Source organism: Dictyobacter kobayashii (genome assembly GCF_003967555.1).
Taxonomy (GTDB): domain Bacteria; phylum Chloroflexota; class Ktedonobacteria; order Ktedonobacterales; family Ktedonobacteraceae; genus Dictyobacter; species Dictyobacter kobayashii.
Window position 1 is genome coordinate 1,628,366 of record NZ_BIFS01000002.1, and the last position, 15,162, is coordinate 1,643,527.

Below are 15,162 nucleotides of genomic sequence, written 5' to 3' on the forward strand. Positions count from 1 at the left end.
TTTTATGAAAAATAATTAGTGAATATCCGGTTATTATGGCTACTGCTTTAAAGATTAAAGTCAAATATTTCAATTGTCAAGGTTTTTTTGTTTGTATATGATTTTTATAGCATATAAGGGGCAAATTTTTATCGTGAGAGGGTAGTTGTAGATAGGTACAGCGGAAATATGCTTAGATCTGTTTTTATAGCGAAATAATCCGGTTAAAATAACAAATATTTTCGTAATGCAACCGACGTTTGGATGGGGGAGCAGAGGGATGGATAGCCATAATATGGGGGACACAAAAACATAAATAGAGGGCCATCCTCATTAAGAGGGCCCTCCATTTATGTAAACCCATTAAGGGTGACTAGACATTAATCTTATGTCCGTTGAGCTGTCTGCGTATAGAAGTTATACGCGGCGGCGTGTGCTACCAGTAACAGCGCGCAGGATAGCGATGAAGACACAAGCGCCGATGAAAGCGATGATGGTTGTGCCAATGAAACCGTATGAACCCAGACCAACCAGGCTAGCCAGGAAACCACCAACCAGAGCGCCTACGAGACCAACGATGATGTCGCCAACGATACCGTAGCCACCGCCACGCATGACCAGACCAGCCAGTGCACCAGCGATTAGACCGACCAGCAGCCACCAGACGAGTCCACCAAGGTCAATAGCAGCAATTGCAAGTGTTGTAGCAGCAAACATGTTTCGTATCTCCTTCTTTAATTCCGGAAACTAATTTAGCGTTATTTAAAGATTATTCAGGTTTGGAGAACTTTATTTCGTTTCTCCGTTCTGAGTATTATACGGTTACAGAAATGGAAAGGGATACACATTTTTGGCGTATAAGGGGATATTAATCATTTCCTAAATTTGCTTTAAGTTTTCTAATCTAGTTGGGGTGTTTGCTGATAATACCTTAAGTGATTTTTTGTGTGCGGGCGCTGACGCGCCCACATCTTTGTATCGTGTTGTGCAGAAATTGTGCAATGCACAATTTCTGCACAACACGATACAAAAGGAAATAAGTGTGATAAAAAGGATCGTAGGTGCGTAAAAAGAGGATGATAAAAAGGGCTGTCGAGGTGACCCGGCCTCGGCAGCCCTTTATGTTAGGGGAAGGGTGTTTGTGCTATTCTTTTTGTGCTCCTGGGGTTGGATTTTGGACACGGGCAAGCTGCGCTTTGGCGGACTTGATGATATTTTCTGGGGTAAATTCAAAGTGTTGTAGTACCATATCCAGAGGTGCTGAGGTGCCAAAGGATTTCATGCCCATGACGGTTCCATTCATGCCTACATAGTGGGCCCAGCCAATTGTGGAGCCTGCTTCTACTGAGACGCGCGCGGTTACGTTAGGAGGCAAAACACTGTCTTTATATTCCTGGCTCTGGGCTTCGTAGAGTTCCCAGGATGGCATGCTGACAACACGAGCTTTGATGCCTTCAGCGATCAATTGCTCGTAGGCTTTGACGCAGAGTTGGACCTCGCTACCAGTTGCCAGTAAGAGTACATCTGGTTTACCCCCAGGCGCATCAGCCAGCACATAGGCTCCCTTTGCTACGCCAGCCGCAGATCCATATTTGGTGCGATCAAAGGTGGGCAATTCCTGTCGTGAGAGCACCAGCACGACCGGCTCGTGGTGCAGAGGCATAATAACCTTCCAGGCCTCAACCACTTCGTTGGCATCGGCGGGACGGATAGTAATCATGCCAGGCATGGCCCGTAGCGAAGCCAGTTGTTCGATTGGCTGGTGCGTGGGCCCATCCTGACCCACGCTGATCGAGTCATGGGTAAAGATGTAGATGACTGGAATCTCCATGATCGCGCTCAAGCGAATGGCGGCACGACAATAATCGGTAAAGATGAAGAAGCCAGCGGCATAGGGACGTAACTTAGAGAGTGACATACCATTAACGATGGCGCACATCGCATGTTCGCGCACCCCAAAATGGAAGTTGCGGCCCCCATAATTATCCGCCTCGAAATCGCCCGCACCTTCAAAAGTTAAGCGCGTATTGGTGGAAGGCGCCAGGTCAGCGGCCCCGCCAAGCAACCAGGGAACATTTTTCGCGATCGCATTCAACACCTGTCCTGAAGACTTACGAGACGCAATACCCACCGGATCAGGTGGAAACGTAGGTAGATCCTTATCCCAGCCAGCCGGTAACTGGCGATGCTGCATCTTATCTAGATTATCTGCCAGTTCAGGATAGCTCTTCTTATATTCATCAAAGAGATGATACCAATCCTGCTCCAACTGATTGCCACGTTTCCCTATCTCTTCCTTAAAATGCTCATAGACACCCTCGGGCACCAGAAACTTAGCATCTGGTGGCCAACCATAGCGCATCTTGGTCAACCTGATCTCTTCCTCGCCAAGCGGTTCGCCATGGGCAGCGCTGGTATCCTGTTTATGGGGAGCCCCATAGCCAATGTGGCTATCCACAATAATCATCGTTGGACGATCATCGGTTGCTTTAAAGACATCGAAGGCCCGTGAAAGCATCTCCAGATCATTGGCATCCCCCACACGCGTCACATTCCAGCCATATGAGAGGAAGCGCGTGGCCACATCATCGCTAAAAGTCAGTGAGGTGTTACCTTCAATCGTAATATGGTTATTATCATAAATCCAGCACAGGTTTGAAAGTTTCAAATGCCCGGCCAGGGAGGCCGCCTCACTACTAATACCCTCCATCAAGCAGCCATCTCCACAAATGGCATAGACATCAAAATTAAACAGTTCAAAGTTGGGGCGATTAAAGTATTGGGCCTGCCACTTACTGGCAATCGCCATCCCTACACTATTTGAGACGCCTTGTCCCAGAGGACCCGTGGTAGTCTCGACACCTGAGGTCCAACGGTATTCAGGATGGCCCGGACACTTACTATTCAATTCACGGAAATGTTTGATATCATCGAGTGTCACCGCGGGCACACCGAGCCGCTCATAGCGTGGATTCACCGCCTTCACGCCCACCAGGTGCAGCAAACTATAGAGCAGCATCGAAGCATGACCATTTGACAGCACAAAACGATCTCGATTGGGCCAGATCGGGTCCTCTGGTGAGTAGCGTAAATATTTTTGCCACAGGCAATAAGCGACAGGAGCTAAGGCCATTGGTGTACCTGGATGTCCAGATTTGGCGGCCTGCACCGCATCCATTGAAAGGGTACGGATCGTATTGATGCACAATTGATCGATGTTCGTCTTCGTTGTGGTTGTCATAATTCTCTTTCTCCGTATTATGCATGGGTTACTAACCAGAGAAGTGCCTTAGACAGTATCATGAACGAAGGCGTCACTTAACTTCCCCCAAAGGATGGAATATGAGGGTGGATTTCCTGGCTGAGAGAAAGAGCTGCCTGGCTATCCGGTGAACTGAAAAGAGCGCAGCATAGGCATGAAATACTTACTACTATACTGCTCGAATAAGCCCGGGTCCCCATCGGCATGCAGCACAAAGTAAGGAATACGCTGGGGTGCGACCGCATTTTTTGCCACCCACCCCATTATTTCCATCGGCTTGCCTGTCACCAGATTTGTGGTCAATGCCTTCCCCTGCTGCCAGACGACGCCATTGATCGTAATCGTCGCGGCGACCGGCAGCAGATGGCTATGCATATCGCTGGTTAATAGATGATTCAGGATGGTCGCGGCCGATGTTTGATCCTGGCTGGGATAAACATGAAAGATGTAGCCATTAGTGGGCTCAATAAAAGAATCTCCTACATAGCCACCTGTATTGGTGGTATTGGCACTGAATTTCCAGCTATCCGGGTAAATAATCGTATAGCCATCCCCGGTATGTGGCATAAAGCCATCCGTAATCGAAATGGACCGCGTCAAGGTCGTTTGCGCTTTATTTGAGACATGGTGGGTGGAAGGTGTTCCGCAAGCTGTAAGATCAACGGAAAAGGCGCATACCCACAATGTAGAGAGGACCAGGTAGTGTACCATCTTTTGCATAGCATCTGAACTCCAAGGAAATAGCCTGACGACATATGATATATGGGAGATGCAAGTTGAAAATGAACTATGTGTGCTTTGCCAAAACTAAAATCTTACCTACCTATTATCGACACAGGCAGTGAAAAACAAGAACGTTGTTCAGAGCTATTCTATTATAATTGAATGGTGCAACCTTATTGTGGCACACGCCTTTGCGGACGTGCGCATGCGCGCCCGAGCTGTTTTTATAAGGAGATGTCACCAGTGCGCCCGCGCACTGGTGACATCTCCTTATAAAAAATATTCGAGCACCGAAGGTGCGAAAACGTAGGTACAGGGATCGAGAAAGGCATAAAAATGCAAGCATGCTCAATAAAAATTGTTGCTTGTATGATAGTAATGAGAGTGCACAGTCGGATATGGTAAGCTGTGGTTATAGCTACATTTATACTATGACTGATGCTGTACAGAGCTATGTTAAAGTTTGAGAGGGACACAATCATGGAAAATCCACGCATTGTCGCGATTGAATGGGGTCCATTGGAGGGAAAGCGTCCCAGAATGGTGGGGAGTAATGCACGCCTGGATGCTCATGGGAGCAATGTACGTGTACCATTGGTACGCCTGACCACTGAAGATGGCACAAGTGGTTTTGGGCTCGCCCATACCGATGAAGAGAAGGCGGCAGGCTTACTTGGCCGCCGCTTTAATGATGTATTTGACGCAAAGCATGGAACAGCCATTCCCTGGCAAAGCTTTGATTATGCACTGTGGGATCTGGCCGGACAGCGCCGAAAGCAGCCAGTGTATATAATGGCAGCAGGACTGACAGGTGTAAAGGTTACCGAGCCCTTACGCGTTCCCTGCTATGATACCTCGCTCTATATGGACGACCTGCACGCTGCTGATAATGTCGAAGGAGCCCAATTGATTGCCCGCGAGGCGCGTGAAGGTTACGAGCGCGGCCACCGTGCGTTTAAAATCAAGATTGGACGTGGCGCACGGCATATGCCGCTGGAACAAGGTATCCAGCGCGATATCGCTATTGTGCACGCGGTGCGTAAAGAGATTGGACCTGATCTACCAATTATGTTGGATGCCAACAACGGCTACAATTTAAATATTATCAAGCACATTTTACAGGAGACGGCGCAGGATAATATCTTCTGGATCGAAGAACCCTTCCACGAAGACGCCATTTTATATGAGGACTTGCGGGAATGGTTTGAAGCTCGCCAACTGCCAACCTTGATCAGTGATGGAGAGGGAAGCGCCGATCCACATTTGCTGGAATGGGCGCGTATCGGCTTGATCGACGTAATCCAGTATGACCTGTTCAGCCATGGTTTCACCTCCTGGTTGGCCACTGCCAGCCAGCTAGATCGCTGGGGAGCGCGCGTAGCACCCCATCACTATGGAACGCATTATGGAAACTATGTAGGGGCCCACCTGGCTGGAGCCTTGCAGAACTTTCTCTATCTCGAATGGGATGAAGCCACCACCCCTGGTCTGGACGCACCCGGGTATAGTCTCCAGGAAGGCCTGGTACATGTCCCCCACACGCCAGGTTTTGGCCTGACTCTAGATGATGCGCTTTTTAGCCAGGCCAGAGATGAAGCTGGCTTCGCCTTGCGCTTATAAGTTAACGACCATGAGGGCGCGCGGTTACTAGCAAGGCAAACAGGCAGAGTAAAGTACAGCTACTGACGAGCAGCAGGGCTACTAACCAGCGCGCTGATTAGTAGCCCTGCCGTTATCGGTGCGATATAAATTGCTAGCTTTTGGTATGGTAGTGAGGGTGCTCATGATCATGATCGGGCCAGTGCTGGTGTTTATGGCTGTGCATCACTCCCGGGGCGGGTAGCTCCTCAACTGGATGGGTGTGGGAGCCCTCTAGATGGTGGGGGTGATCGTGGCCGAGCCAACGTTGCGCTGGTTGATAATTAGCGGTCAGCAAGCTCTGGCCATGATGCCAGCGCGTACGGAAGATATCGTAATTCTTTTTACTTTTTGTGCGTTGCTCTTCCTCGCTCAGGCTGTACCATTCGCGATGGGGATGTTTAATGACAAGATCCTGCAATTGTGGGATAGTTACTACGCGGTAGCCTGATGTTTTAAACATAAAGCTATAATAGACATCGGCCAGGCGATAGAAGCGGAATTTCTCGTTAAGCCAGCCTACCTCATGCAGCAACGCGCGGCGGAAAGCCATGCAGTAGCCTTCAATAGCATCCACATCGGGACCGGCGGCCTCGGCAAATTCTTTGAGGTCCGTGGTTACTAACCCATAAGGGCCGGCCAGACCTACATTGGGATCATCCAGTGTATTACGCAGGAGCGACCAGATCTCCTGGTCTTTGAGCTCGATAGAGGTGTCCAACAAGACGATATACTTGCCACGACTGGCCCGTAACGTAGCATTTCTGCCCGCGCCAAAGCCCATATTATGATCCACAAAAAGCACCTTGATCGACACAGCGTTATCCTGATCCCCTGGCGAGTGCTGCTGGCGTGCCAGTTGCTGCAGATAGGTCAGGGTATCATCGGTTGAGCCATTCTCAACTACCAGAATCTCCAGTTTCTGATCGCCTGCATGGCAACAGATACTCTGAATACAGCGCTCCAGATCCGCGCGATTATTATGGGCCAGCAGGTTGATCGAAAAATCGTAGAGATCAGCTTTGAGGCTGTCATCAGCTACATCGCGGGCACTGGAGAGAACATGAAACTCATCTTCCAGGCGGCGCGGCACGACCAGGGTACCAGCGCGGCTATCGCGTGTAGCATAGCCGGACTGATTGATTTGCTGGCGTAGTTGATCAGCCCGGGTATAATCATTGTGCTGGCGCAACTGCTCGCGCTGCAAGACCGTAGCTTTCACCTTGTCAGGCACGGTTGAGAGGGAGAATTGTGGATCGCAGGCCTGGCGAGGAGCAGCACTAAATAAATAGTTATAGAGATCAAAACCCAGGATGCGATCAAAATCCAGCAACAGGCCAATTTTCGCTGTAGGATCATCCTGCGTTGAACGTAGCAGCTGCCAGATAATCGCCATTGCCCGCGGCATATTCAAATCATCCTCAACTGCCTGCAAAAACTCATCATCCCAATGGGTATGCGTAGGACGCACATGATCGCGCAGCTGGCCCTGATCGGCCCGCAAAAATAATTGATAGGCCAGATTGCGCAAGCGTAGCAAGGCGACCTGAGAGGACTGTAGCGCACGGAAAGTAAAGTTCAAACGGCTCCGATAGAGCGCCGTAGTATAGAACATACGCAGTGCCAGTGGATCAAATCCCCGCTGCTCAATCTCTGTACGAATATAGGCATTGCCGGTCGACTTCGCCATTTTCTGGCCATCGGCCAGCAGATGTTGAGCATGAATCCAATAATTGACGAAAGGACCGCCCGAGTAGCCCTCACTCTGCGCAATCTCATCCTCATGGTGCGGGAAAATGTTATCCACACCGCCGGTATGGATATCAAAATGTTCACCCAGATATTTCATCGACATCGCGCTACACTCGATATGCCAGCCCGGAAAACCACGTCCCCAGGGGCTATCCCAGGCCATTTCGCGCCCCTCTTCAGCCAACTTCCAGAGCGCGAAATCCTCCTGATGGCGACGATTAGGATCGATGGCCTCATTATTGACCGCCACCATATTCTCCACCTCATTGCCCGAGAGCTTCCCATAATCCGCAAACTTCTGCGTATCGTAGTAAACATTGCCCCCGGCCGCGTAAGCCATTCCTTTTTCCAGCAGACGCTGAATGATCATAATCATTTCAGAAACATGCTGCGTGGCCCGTGGAAAGATATGGGCGGGCAAAATATGCAGGCTGGCCTCATCATCTAAAAAGGACTCGGTATAGAAGTGCGCGATCTGGGCCGATGTCTTCCCCTCTTTACGAGCCTGGGCAATGATCTTATCCTCGCCTCGATCCAACATTTCCTGGCGCATATGCCCGACATCGGTAATATTTTTCACATGCAGCACCTGGTAGCCACGATACTCAAATGCGCGGCGCAGCCAGTCGGCCATAGTAAAGGTACGAAGATTGCCAATATGGATATTGCGATAGACAGTTGGACCGCAGGAGTACATCTTTATAATACCGGGTTCAAGAGGAACGATCTCTTCAATTTGTCTGGTCAGGGTGTTATAAATTTTCATAACCATCTATCTTGTCGTCCTTTACATTGAAAAATGGGCTACTATGTGGGTAATTGATGATATGAAAGAAGGTGCAATACTTTATATTATGATTGTGGTTCAGTTATTGTCAAGGCATAGCATATTCAACCGATCATAGCATCTTTAATTGATAAGAGGTGCTATGATCGGAAAATGGGTAGCCTGTCTGACAATTATGTAAGGGTGGCTGGCGGACTAAATGCCGGAATGATTATGTACCGCTTTTCCGACTCGCCTGTATCTGTTCCAGGGCGTGCTGTTCTGCCTCTGTGAGATTAAGTGTATCGTAATGATCGCTGCGCACACTATCAGTATATTCACGGATCTCCGCCTTCGGAAAATCCAATACCGACAGCGTTTGCTGCACAATTTCCAGGCCGCCCTCCAATTCTGGTTGAATCACGAAGGTGGCTCCCCGGGCCACAAGGCGATGTAGGCCTTGCTGGGTGGTCGCCCTCACAATAATTGGTACCCCAGGCGATAGGCGGCGAATATGGGTAACGGCGATCTCGGCCGCCGTCTCATCCGGGATCGTCACCACGACCGCGCGTGCTTTATCAACCTGAGCATGGGCCAGGATATTAGAATTGGCCACATCGCCATAGAGAGTGGGGATATGCTTCTTGTCCAGTGCATTGATGCGTTGCACATTGAGCTCAACCACCAGGCGCGGGATATGGAGCAGACCAAGCACACGGATAATGTGTTCGCCGACCCGTCCAAATCCGACAATCACTACATGATCGCCATAGGTAGCATCGCTAGAGATAAGCTCTGGTTGCTGCTCCATGCGTGACCAGAGTGTGGGAGCCTTACGCAGTAGTTTCTCCGTCAGAGGTAAGGTCTGAAACACGAAAGGATTGACGATGATCGAGACAATCGCGCTGGCCAGAAGGACCGAATACTGCTCGCTGGTTAGCAACTCTAAAGCCATCCCTGTCTCGCCCAGAATAAAGGCGAATTCACCGATCTGACCGCGTCCCGCCGCCATTACCAGCGTAGTACGTGCCGGCCACTTTAAACCAATACCCAGCAGCAAGGTCAGCACAGATTTACCCACAATAATAATCAGCGCCAGGACTGCGATCTCCCATAAATGTCCGAGCAAGTGGAGCGGATTGACCAGCATCCCAATTGAGACAAAGAAAAGCACCGTAAAGGTCTCGCGGAAAGGCAGAATCTCATTCTCTACCTGCTGACTTAAAGTGGATTCATTGATCACCGCACCAGCCAGGAACGCGCCCAGCGCAAGAGAGACGCCAAAGAAGGCCGAGGCCCCAGTGCCGTTCCCAGGGTGACCAGCATAGTGGCGACAATAAATAGTTCGCGTGAACCAGTAAAAGAGAGTCGGCGTAGAACGGCAGGAATCAAGCGCGTACCAGCGATCAGCATAATGGTAGCAAAAGCTGCCGCCTTCAAAAGGGCGAGTCCAATTGTCTGCCAGACAGGTCCCGAGGCATGGGATGATAGGGTAGGAATGAGCACCAGAATCAGCACCGTAATCAAATCTTCCAGTACCAGCCAACCGATAACGGCCTTGCCCTCCGAGGTATTGAGTAGTCCCTGGTCCATTAAATTGCGCAACATCACCACCGTACTGGTAGCGATCGGGACCGCCAGGCCAATCAAGAGGGCACTCGGGAACGACCAGCCCCAGCGTGAGATTACCAGCGTCACCAGTGGTGCCAGGATAACCAGTTGGAGCAAGGCACCGGGAAACGCGATACGGCGCACCGCCCATAAATCACGGAGCGAGAAATGCAAGCCAACGCCAAACATGAGAAAGACGATCCCCAGTTCTGCCAATTGGTGAATTGTTTTTGTGTCCCCGGTATAACCCGGGGTAAAAGGGCCGATCACCACACCACCCAACAAATAACCAACCATGGTTGGCATTTTTAAGTAGCGAGCAATCATCCCACCAGCGAACGCAGCGATCAAAGCAACCGTAATATTCACCAGAATTGGCAAGTCTTGCATTAAATTTGCTCCTTCTCTATCTATGCTAGCAGTTCAATATGCGGAGATGCTATCTTAGTCAAAAAATGACTGTTGCAGGTGTGAAAGCTACAAGAGGAATATACAAGGATCTGTGGTTTTTATTGACAAAAAGCAAAGTAATGAGGCTATGTAAGTATAGTATAGCACATGATTAACCTGACAGGTGCAAATGAAGCTTTCGAGCCCGCCAGTATGATAATTACAGCAAAAGAGCGAAATTGTTTATTACACTAGAAAATGCCTTCATCTCCACATCGAATTATGCTGCCAAAAACGTGTAATTTGTATACCTGATTTTGTATACCTGATATAGATAAGATAGCCCAATGGAGGTCTAGCATGCAGAAGCGCGTTGGCAATGTGCGCTGGTGGATGGCGATCCTACTCGGTGTTGGAGTAGTGATTAACTATTTAGATCGCGTTAACCTCTCAGTAACCACCGTAAGTTTGCAAAAAGAGTTTCACCTCAGTGACGCACAGATTGGTTATGTTCTATCATCCTTTTTGATCTCCTATGCTGTGTTACAGCTACCTGTTGGCGCCTGGCTGGATCGTTTTGGCGTCAAATGGCTGATCCGTATTGGCTCAATTATCTGGACGATTGCTACATTTTTAACTGCCGTGGTGAGTGGATTTGGACTGATTCTACTTTGTCGTCTATTGCTCGGTATTGGTGAAGCCCCGGCCTTCCCCGGATCATCTAAAGCCACTGGATACTGGTTCCCGGTCAAAGAACGCGGCCTGGCCACCTCGGCATTTGATGCCGCGGCCAAATTCTCATCCGTAATTGGCGCTCCTTTGATTGCCTTTGTCGTCACCGCTTATGGCTGGCGAGCAGCTTTTTATGTAACAGCCTTGATCAGTTTAGTCTATGGTATTATCTTCTGGCTGCTCTATCGAGACCCCAGCGATTCCAGGCAATTATCGGCCGAAGAAGCCGGCTATATCAAAGAGGGTGGAGCGCAAGAAGAGAAGATCGTACCAGCAGCAGGTGGTTGGGCCACTTTCTGGTATCTCTTTAAACAGAAGAAGGTCTGGGGATTAGCCCTGGGTTTTGCGGCCTATAATTATTCCTTCTATCTATTCCTGACCTGGCTGCCCGGCTATCTCCAGAAAACGCTTCATATGTCGGTCCTGACCAGTGGATGGTATACGGTAATTCCCTGGTTTATCGCCACTTTGACCGATATCTTTATTGGTGGTGTCCTGGTAGATAGACTGATTGCGCAGGGGCACGATAATACCAGGGTGAGGCGTACCGTTGTTACTATCGGCATGTTGCTAGGCCTGGCCGTTATCGGGGCTGCATTCACCACTGATGCTACTGTTGCCACGATCTGGATCAGCATCGCGCTGGGTGGCCTGGCCTTTGCGGCCCCTGTCGCCTGGAGTATCCCATCCCTGATCGCGCCCAAAGGAACGGTTGGCTCTGTGGGTAGTATTATGAATCTGCTGGGAAATCTAGCCGGTATCGCCGCACCCATCGTTGCCGGCTATATCCTTCAAGCCACCAAATCCTTTGCCGCCAATTTCCTGGTGGCTGGTGCCATCCTTATCCTTGGTATCATCTCCTTCCTGTTTTTGCTGGGACGGATCGAACAGATTCCCGAACCTGAGAACCTGGTAGAAAAAGTCAATGTAGCGACCGGCGCTGATGACAGGAGCCGCGTAGGTTAACGCTTTAAACGTGTAAATGGTCGAAAAATCTGGACACTTACCCGCGAGCGTCCAGATTTTTCGACCATTTACTATTGCTTGACAATATTTTGCTGCGCATGCACTTAATAGAGTGTATGCAAAGTTATAAGCGAGAGAAAAGTCTGATTTCTTTTATGTAGTTATGTATATGTTGCTCTATTGATGAAAGGCAATGCTAATGACGACGCCACATAAATGGAGGCTGGAGGATTGGTGGTCCACGAAAAGTCTGGGTGAGGTTACGCTCTCACCTGATGGTAGACGCGTGGCCTTTGTAATAAGCAGGCAGGATAAAGAGAAAAACGACACCTTCAATACCATTTTTCTGCTGCTGTTGGACGAAAACGGCGAAGCGTTAGCCGAACCACGGCAATTGACCAGCGGACTCAAAAGCGACAGCCATCCCATCTGGTCTCCGGATAGCAGAAAGCTTCTCTTCAAATCTAATCGTGAGGATGGAAGTCAACTGTGGTTGATTGATACTGACGGTGGAGAGGCTCGCAAGCTGACCAACCTGCTGTATGGTGTAGGGGAAGCCGCCTGGTCGCCAGATGGGAAGCAGATTGCGTTTACGGCTCCCACTGTTTCTGATGTTGAGGATGATATATTATTGGGCCGTAAGTCGCTGGACGAGGAAAGTAAAAAAAAGCAGGCCGAGCAACAACGTTTACGTCTACGTACCATCAATAAGCTCTGGTATCGGTTGGATGGGGTTGGACTATTTGATCGTGTCAGCCACTTATTTGTGATGCCCGCCCCTGAAACGAGCGTTTCCAACGTGGATGCGGCCCATATTCGCCGCCTGACTTCAGGTGATCATACATATTTCCAGCCGCAGTGGACCCCCGATAGCCAGGAAATTAGTATTTTACGCCAGTTAGGGGAGCAAGAGGAAGCCTTTACTCCAGACCTCTGGATAATCAATGTAGAGAGTACTGAAGCGCGCCGTTTGACCGAAGGCAACCTGGAAATCTCAACCTATGCCTGGGCTCCCGACAGCCGGGCTGCTGTTGTGGTAGCAGCGGAAACACGGCCATTCAGCGACCTGAAGCTGGCCCGCCTCTATCTGGTGACACGCCAGGGCAATGTAGGCGATCGCACCCTATGTATCAGTCCAGATTTTGCCTACGATGCCAATATTACAGTATCCAGCACCTATGGCGTTCCTGGTCCTTACCGTCCTCAATGGAGTAATGATGGACAAAGCATTTATTTCCTGGCCTCACAGTCTGGATGTGCACATATCTACCGGCTAGATGTGGTCTGGCGCTCAATTGCACAAATCAGCAGTGGGACAGAAATTATCCGCTACCTGGCGCTCCTCCCCGATGGACAGAGGCTCTTGTACGCGCAAGAGACGGCAGAGCACCCATGGGAACTTTATTGCGTGTCACTCCCAGCTGAACAAGGCAGTGGGGAAGCCAAACGTTTAACCCATCTCTACGATCAATGGGTCGCTGAGAGACACTGGGGACAGGCTGAACGCGTGACTTATACGGGAGCGCAGGGCGACGAGATTGAAGGGTGGTTGATACAACCCGTAGGGGCACGTCCAGGTGTGCGCTATCCATTAATCGTACGCATCCATGGTGGACCGAACAGCGCTTATGGCATTGGCAATATTCTGGATCCTTTGAGTCAATCTCTGGCAGCACAGGGATACGCTATCTTCTTCTGTAATCCGCATGGAAGCACTAGTTATGGAGAGAAATTCTTGCAGTCAGGATTAGGAGATTGGGGCGGAATGGATTTTCAGGATATCATGCTGGGGGTTGATGAATGTATCCGGCGTGGTAGTGTTGATCCCGAGCGGCTGGGGGTAATGGGAAGCAGTTATGGCGGCTACATGACCATGTTTATTGTTGGTCATAGCGATCGTTTCAAGGCAGCCGTGCCAACGGCCAGCGTCTCCAACTTACAGAGCTTTGTGGGTACATCAGATCTAGGTTTCTGGCTAAGCTGGCAATCTAAGGGTTATCCATGGGACATTGAGAGACAGGATTACTATCGAGAGCGCTCACCGATCTCTTCCGTCACCAATGTCACAACCCCAACCTTGATTATCCACGGTGAGGACGATTTGCGTTGTCCCATCGAGCAATCCGAACAATTTTACGTGGCCCTGAAGACGATTGGTAAAGCGCCAGTCGAATTTATACGCATGCCAGCCAGCTGGCATGGTGGATCTGAAAAGCCCAGCCAGTATCCTCTAGCCTGGGAAAAAACAATCGAATGGTTTAATACTTACCTCGGTGGTCAGCCAGAGGACTAATGGCATACTATTTCAATAGCAATCGTAAACGCCGCTTGGACGCGGCTAGCTCCGCTGCCACTGGCTCAGCCATTCAACTTGAGCAGCAGCGAGCAAACAAGAGCGCCTGTCAGGCAGCTACGCTCATACGATTGAATGGCATGACATTAAACATCAAACAGACAGCATGCTGCCGGCAAAGCCTGTATGCTGTCTGTTTGATGTTTAATCGTCATAGCGGGAGAGCAAGATATTACGCTCACGAATAATTTGCCGCACTCCAGGATCACAGAGCATACGGAGATCCATCTCTCTTGCCCGGGCGACCACACCCAGCGGATTATCTCTACTGCCAACCTGGCGCATCTCTTCATTATCGTAAGCTGGATGTGTGATTAATAAATAATTGCCTGTGGTCAGGGTTTGTAAACGGATCTGCAATTCAGTGGCTGAGCTGCAGAAAAGGGGTTTGAGTGGTATGCTTTCATGCCAGACCAGGCCTTCTTGCATCGCCCATACGCGCAAGGCCTCGGAAAAATTTCGCTGCTCAGTCTCGTTAAATAGCCAGCCTATGCCCATATGTTCGTCGATATAGCGGATATCCAGGCCCAACTTACGAGCATAACGCAACTGGGTCCGCGCTTCATACATCAATTCATCCATCACCACCCCGCGCTCAAAAATTTCATGGGTTGTACGTAAGAAACAGCCATGCCGATCCAGCAGAGATGGAACCTTTTCTGGGGAGAGAGAGGGCCCCAGCGCGGCACATCCCACTCAGAGGTTAACGTGATATGTAAGCCCAGGCAGAGGCCCGGCTCTCCCTTAGCCAGCTCTATAGCCTCATGTAAATAAGGTGCGGGCATCATAATAGAAGCATTGCGTAAAATTCCATGTTTATAGGCATTTATAATAGCCTGATTGCCTGCCTGAAAAGCTCCCATATCGTCACCTCGTGTGATCAGATGTATTCCTTTGCGATCCAGCATTAAAATCTCCTATTCATATCAAGAAAAAAATAGTTTATAATGGCAGGGCATCAATAGACTCATGTTTTTCTGTTCTAAAACA

At 49.7% G+C, this 15,162-nt stretch carries 11 protein-coding genes; 3 read left to right on the plus strand and 8 right to left on the minus strand.

Features of this window, described 5'->3' with window-relative positions; all coding sequences use genetic code 11:
* Nucleotides 1-396: 396 nt before the first annotated feature.
* From EL645_RS33600 to EL645_RS33610, 3 genes are all read right to left on the minus strand, one after another.
* Nucleotides 397-696 carry a GlsB/YeaQ/YmgE family stress response membrane protein gene (locus EL645_RS33600; protein WP_126556820.1) on the minus strand — a complete coding sequence of 100 codons (300 nt, stop codon included), beginning with the start codon at nt 694-696 and terminating at the stop codon, nt 397-399.
* A gap of 427 nt (nt 697-1,123) precedes the next feature.
* Nucleotides 1,124-3,220, minus strand: a complete 2,097-nt coding sequence (gene tkt / locus EL645_RS33605; RefSeq protein ID WP_126556821.1) for a transketolase — start codon at nt 3,218-3,220, stop codon at nt 1,124-1,126.
* Nucleotides 3,221-3,361: 141 nt separating this feature from the next.
* Complete coding sequence (locus EL645_RS33610; RefSeq protein WP_126556822.1) at nt 3,362-3,961, minus strand: hypothetical protein; 600 nt, start codon at nt 3,959-3,961, stop codon at nt 3,362-3,364.
* 483 nt (nt 3,962-4,444) lie between these two features.
* Here EL645_RS33610 and EL645_RS33615 point away from each other — a divergent pair, with 483 nt between their 5' ends.
* The gene (locus tag EL645_RS33615) at nt 4,445-5,584 is read left to right on the plus strand and encodes an enolase C-terminal domain-like protein (RefSeq protein WP_161977910.1); all 1,140 of its coding nucleotides are present in this window, start codon (nt 4,445-4,447) and stop codon (nt 5,582-5,584) included.
* A 133-nt stretch (nt 5,585-5,717) separates the two neighbouring features.
* Here EL645_RS33615 and cysS read toward each other — a convergent pair whose 3' ends face one another.
* The 3 genes from cysS to EL645_RS43390 all read right to left on the minus strand — a co-directional run bounded on the left by cysS (nt 5,718) and on the right by EL645_RS43390 (nt 10,121).
* Entirely contained in the window at nt 5,718-8,126 is a 2,409-nt protein-coding gene (gene cysS / locus EL645_RS33620; RefSeq protein WP_126556824.1) for a cysteine--tRNA ligase, read from the minus strand.
* A gap of 226 nt (nt 8,127-8,352) precedes the next feature.
* The gene (locus EL645_RS44730; RefSeq protein ID WP_281276446.1) at nt 8,353-9,363 is read right to left on the minus strand and encodes an NAD-binding protein; all 1,011 of its coding nucleotides are present in this window, start codon (nt 9,361-9,363) and stop codon (nt 8,353-8,355) included.
* The gene (locus EL645_RS43390; protein ID WP_126556826.1) at nt 9,360-10,121 is read right to left on the minus strand and encodes a cation:proton antiporter domain-containing protein; all 762 of its coding nucleotides are present in this window, start codon (nt 10,119-10,121) and stop codon (nt 9,360-9,362) included. Before EL645_RS43390 ends, EL645_RS44730 begins: the two co-directional genes overlap by 4 nt.
* A gap of 360 nt (nt 10,122-10,481) precedes the next feature.
* Here EL645_RS43390 and EL645_RS33635 point away from each other — a divergent pair, with 360 nt between their 5' ends.
* Nucleotides 10,482-11,819 (plus strand): MFS transporter, encoded by a 1,338-nt coding sequence (locus EL645_RS33635; protein ID WP_126556827.1) that lies wholly within the window; start codon nt 10,482-10,484, stop codon nt 11,817-11,819.
* A 199-nt stretch (nt 11,820-12,018) separates the two neighbouring features.
* A complete protein-coding gene (locus EL645_RS33640; protein WP_246035662.1) occupies nt 12,019-14,112 on the plus strand; it encodes a S9 family peptidase in 2,094 nt (697 codons plus the stop codon).
* Between the two features lie 204 nt (nt 14,113-14,316).
* Here EL645_RS33640 and EL645_RS33645 read toward each other — a convergent pair whose 3' ends face one another.
* Nucleotides 14,317-14,868, minus strand: coding sequence for a ChbG/HpnK family deacetylase (locus EL645_RS33645; RefSeq protein WP_126556829.1), 552 nt, complete (start codon nt 14,866-14,868; stop codon nt 14,317-14,319).
* Nucleotides 14,754-15,080: a ChbG/HpnK family deacetylase gene (locus EL645_RS33650; protein WP_126556830.1), complete on the minus strand. Its 327-nt coding sequence runs from the start codon at nt 15,078-15,080 to the stop codon at nt 14,754-14,756. Before EL645_RS33650 ends, EL645_RS33645 begins: the two co-directional genes overlap by 115 nt.
* Nucleotides 15,081-15,162 lie beyond the last annotated feature (82 nt).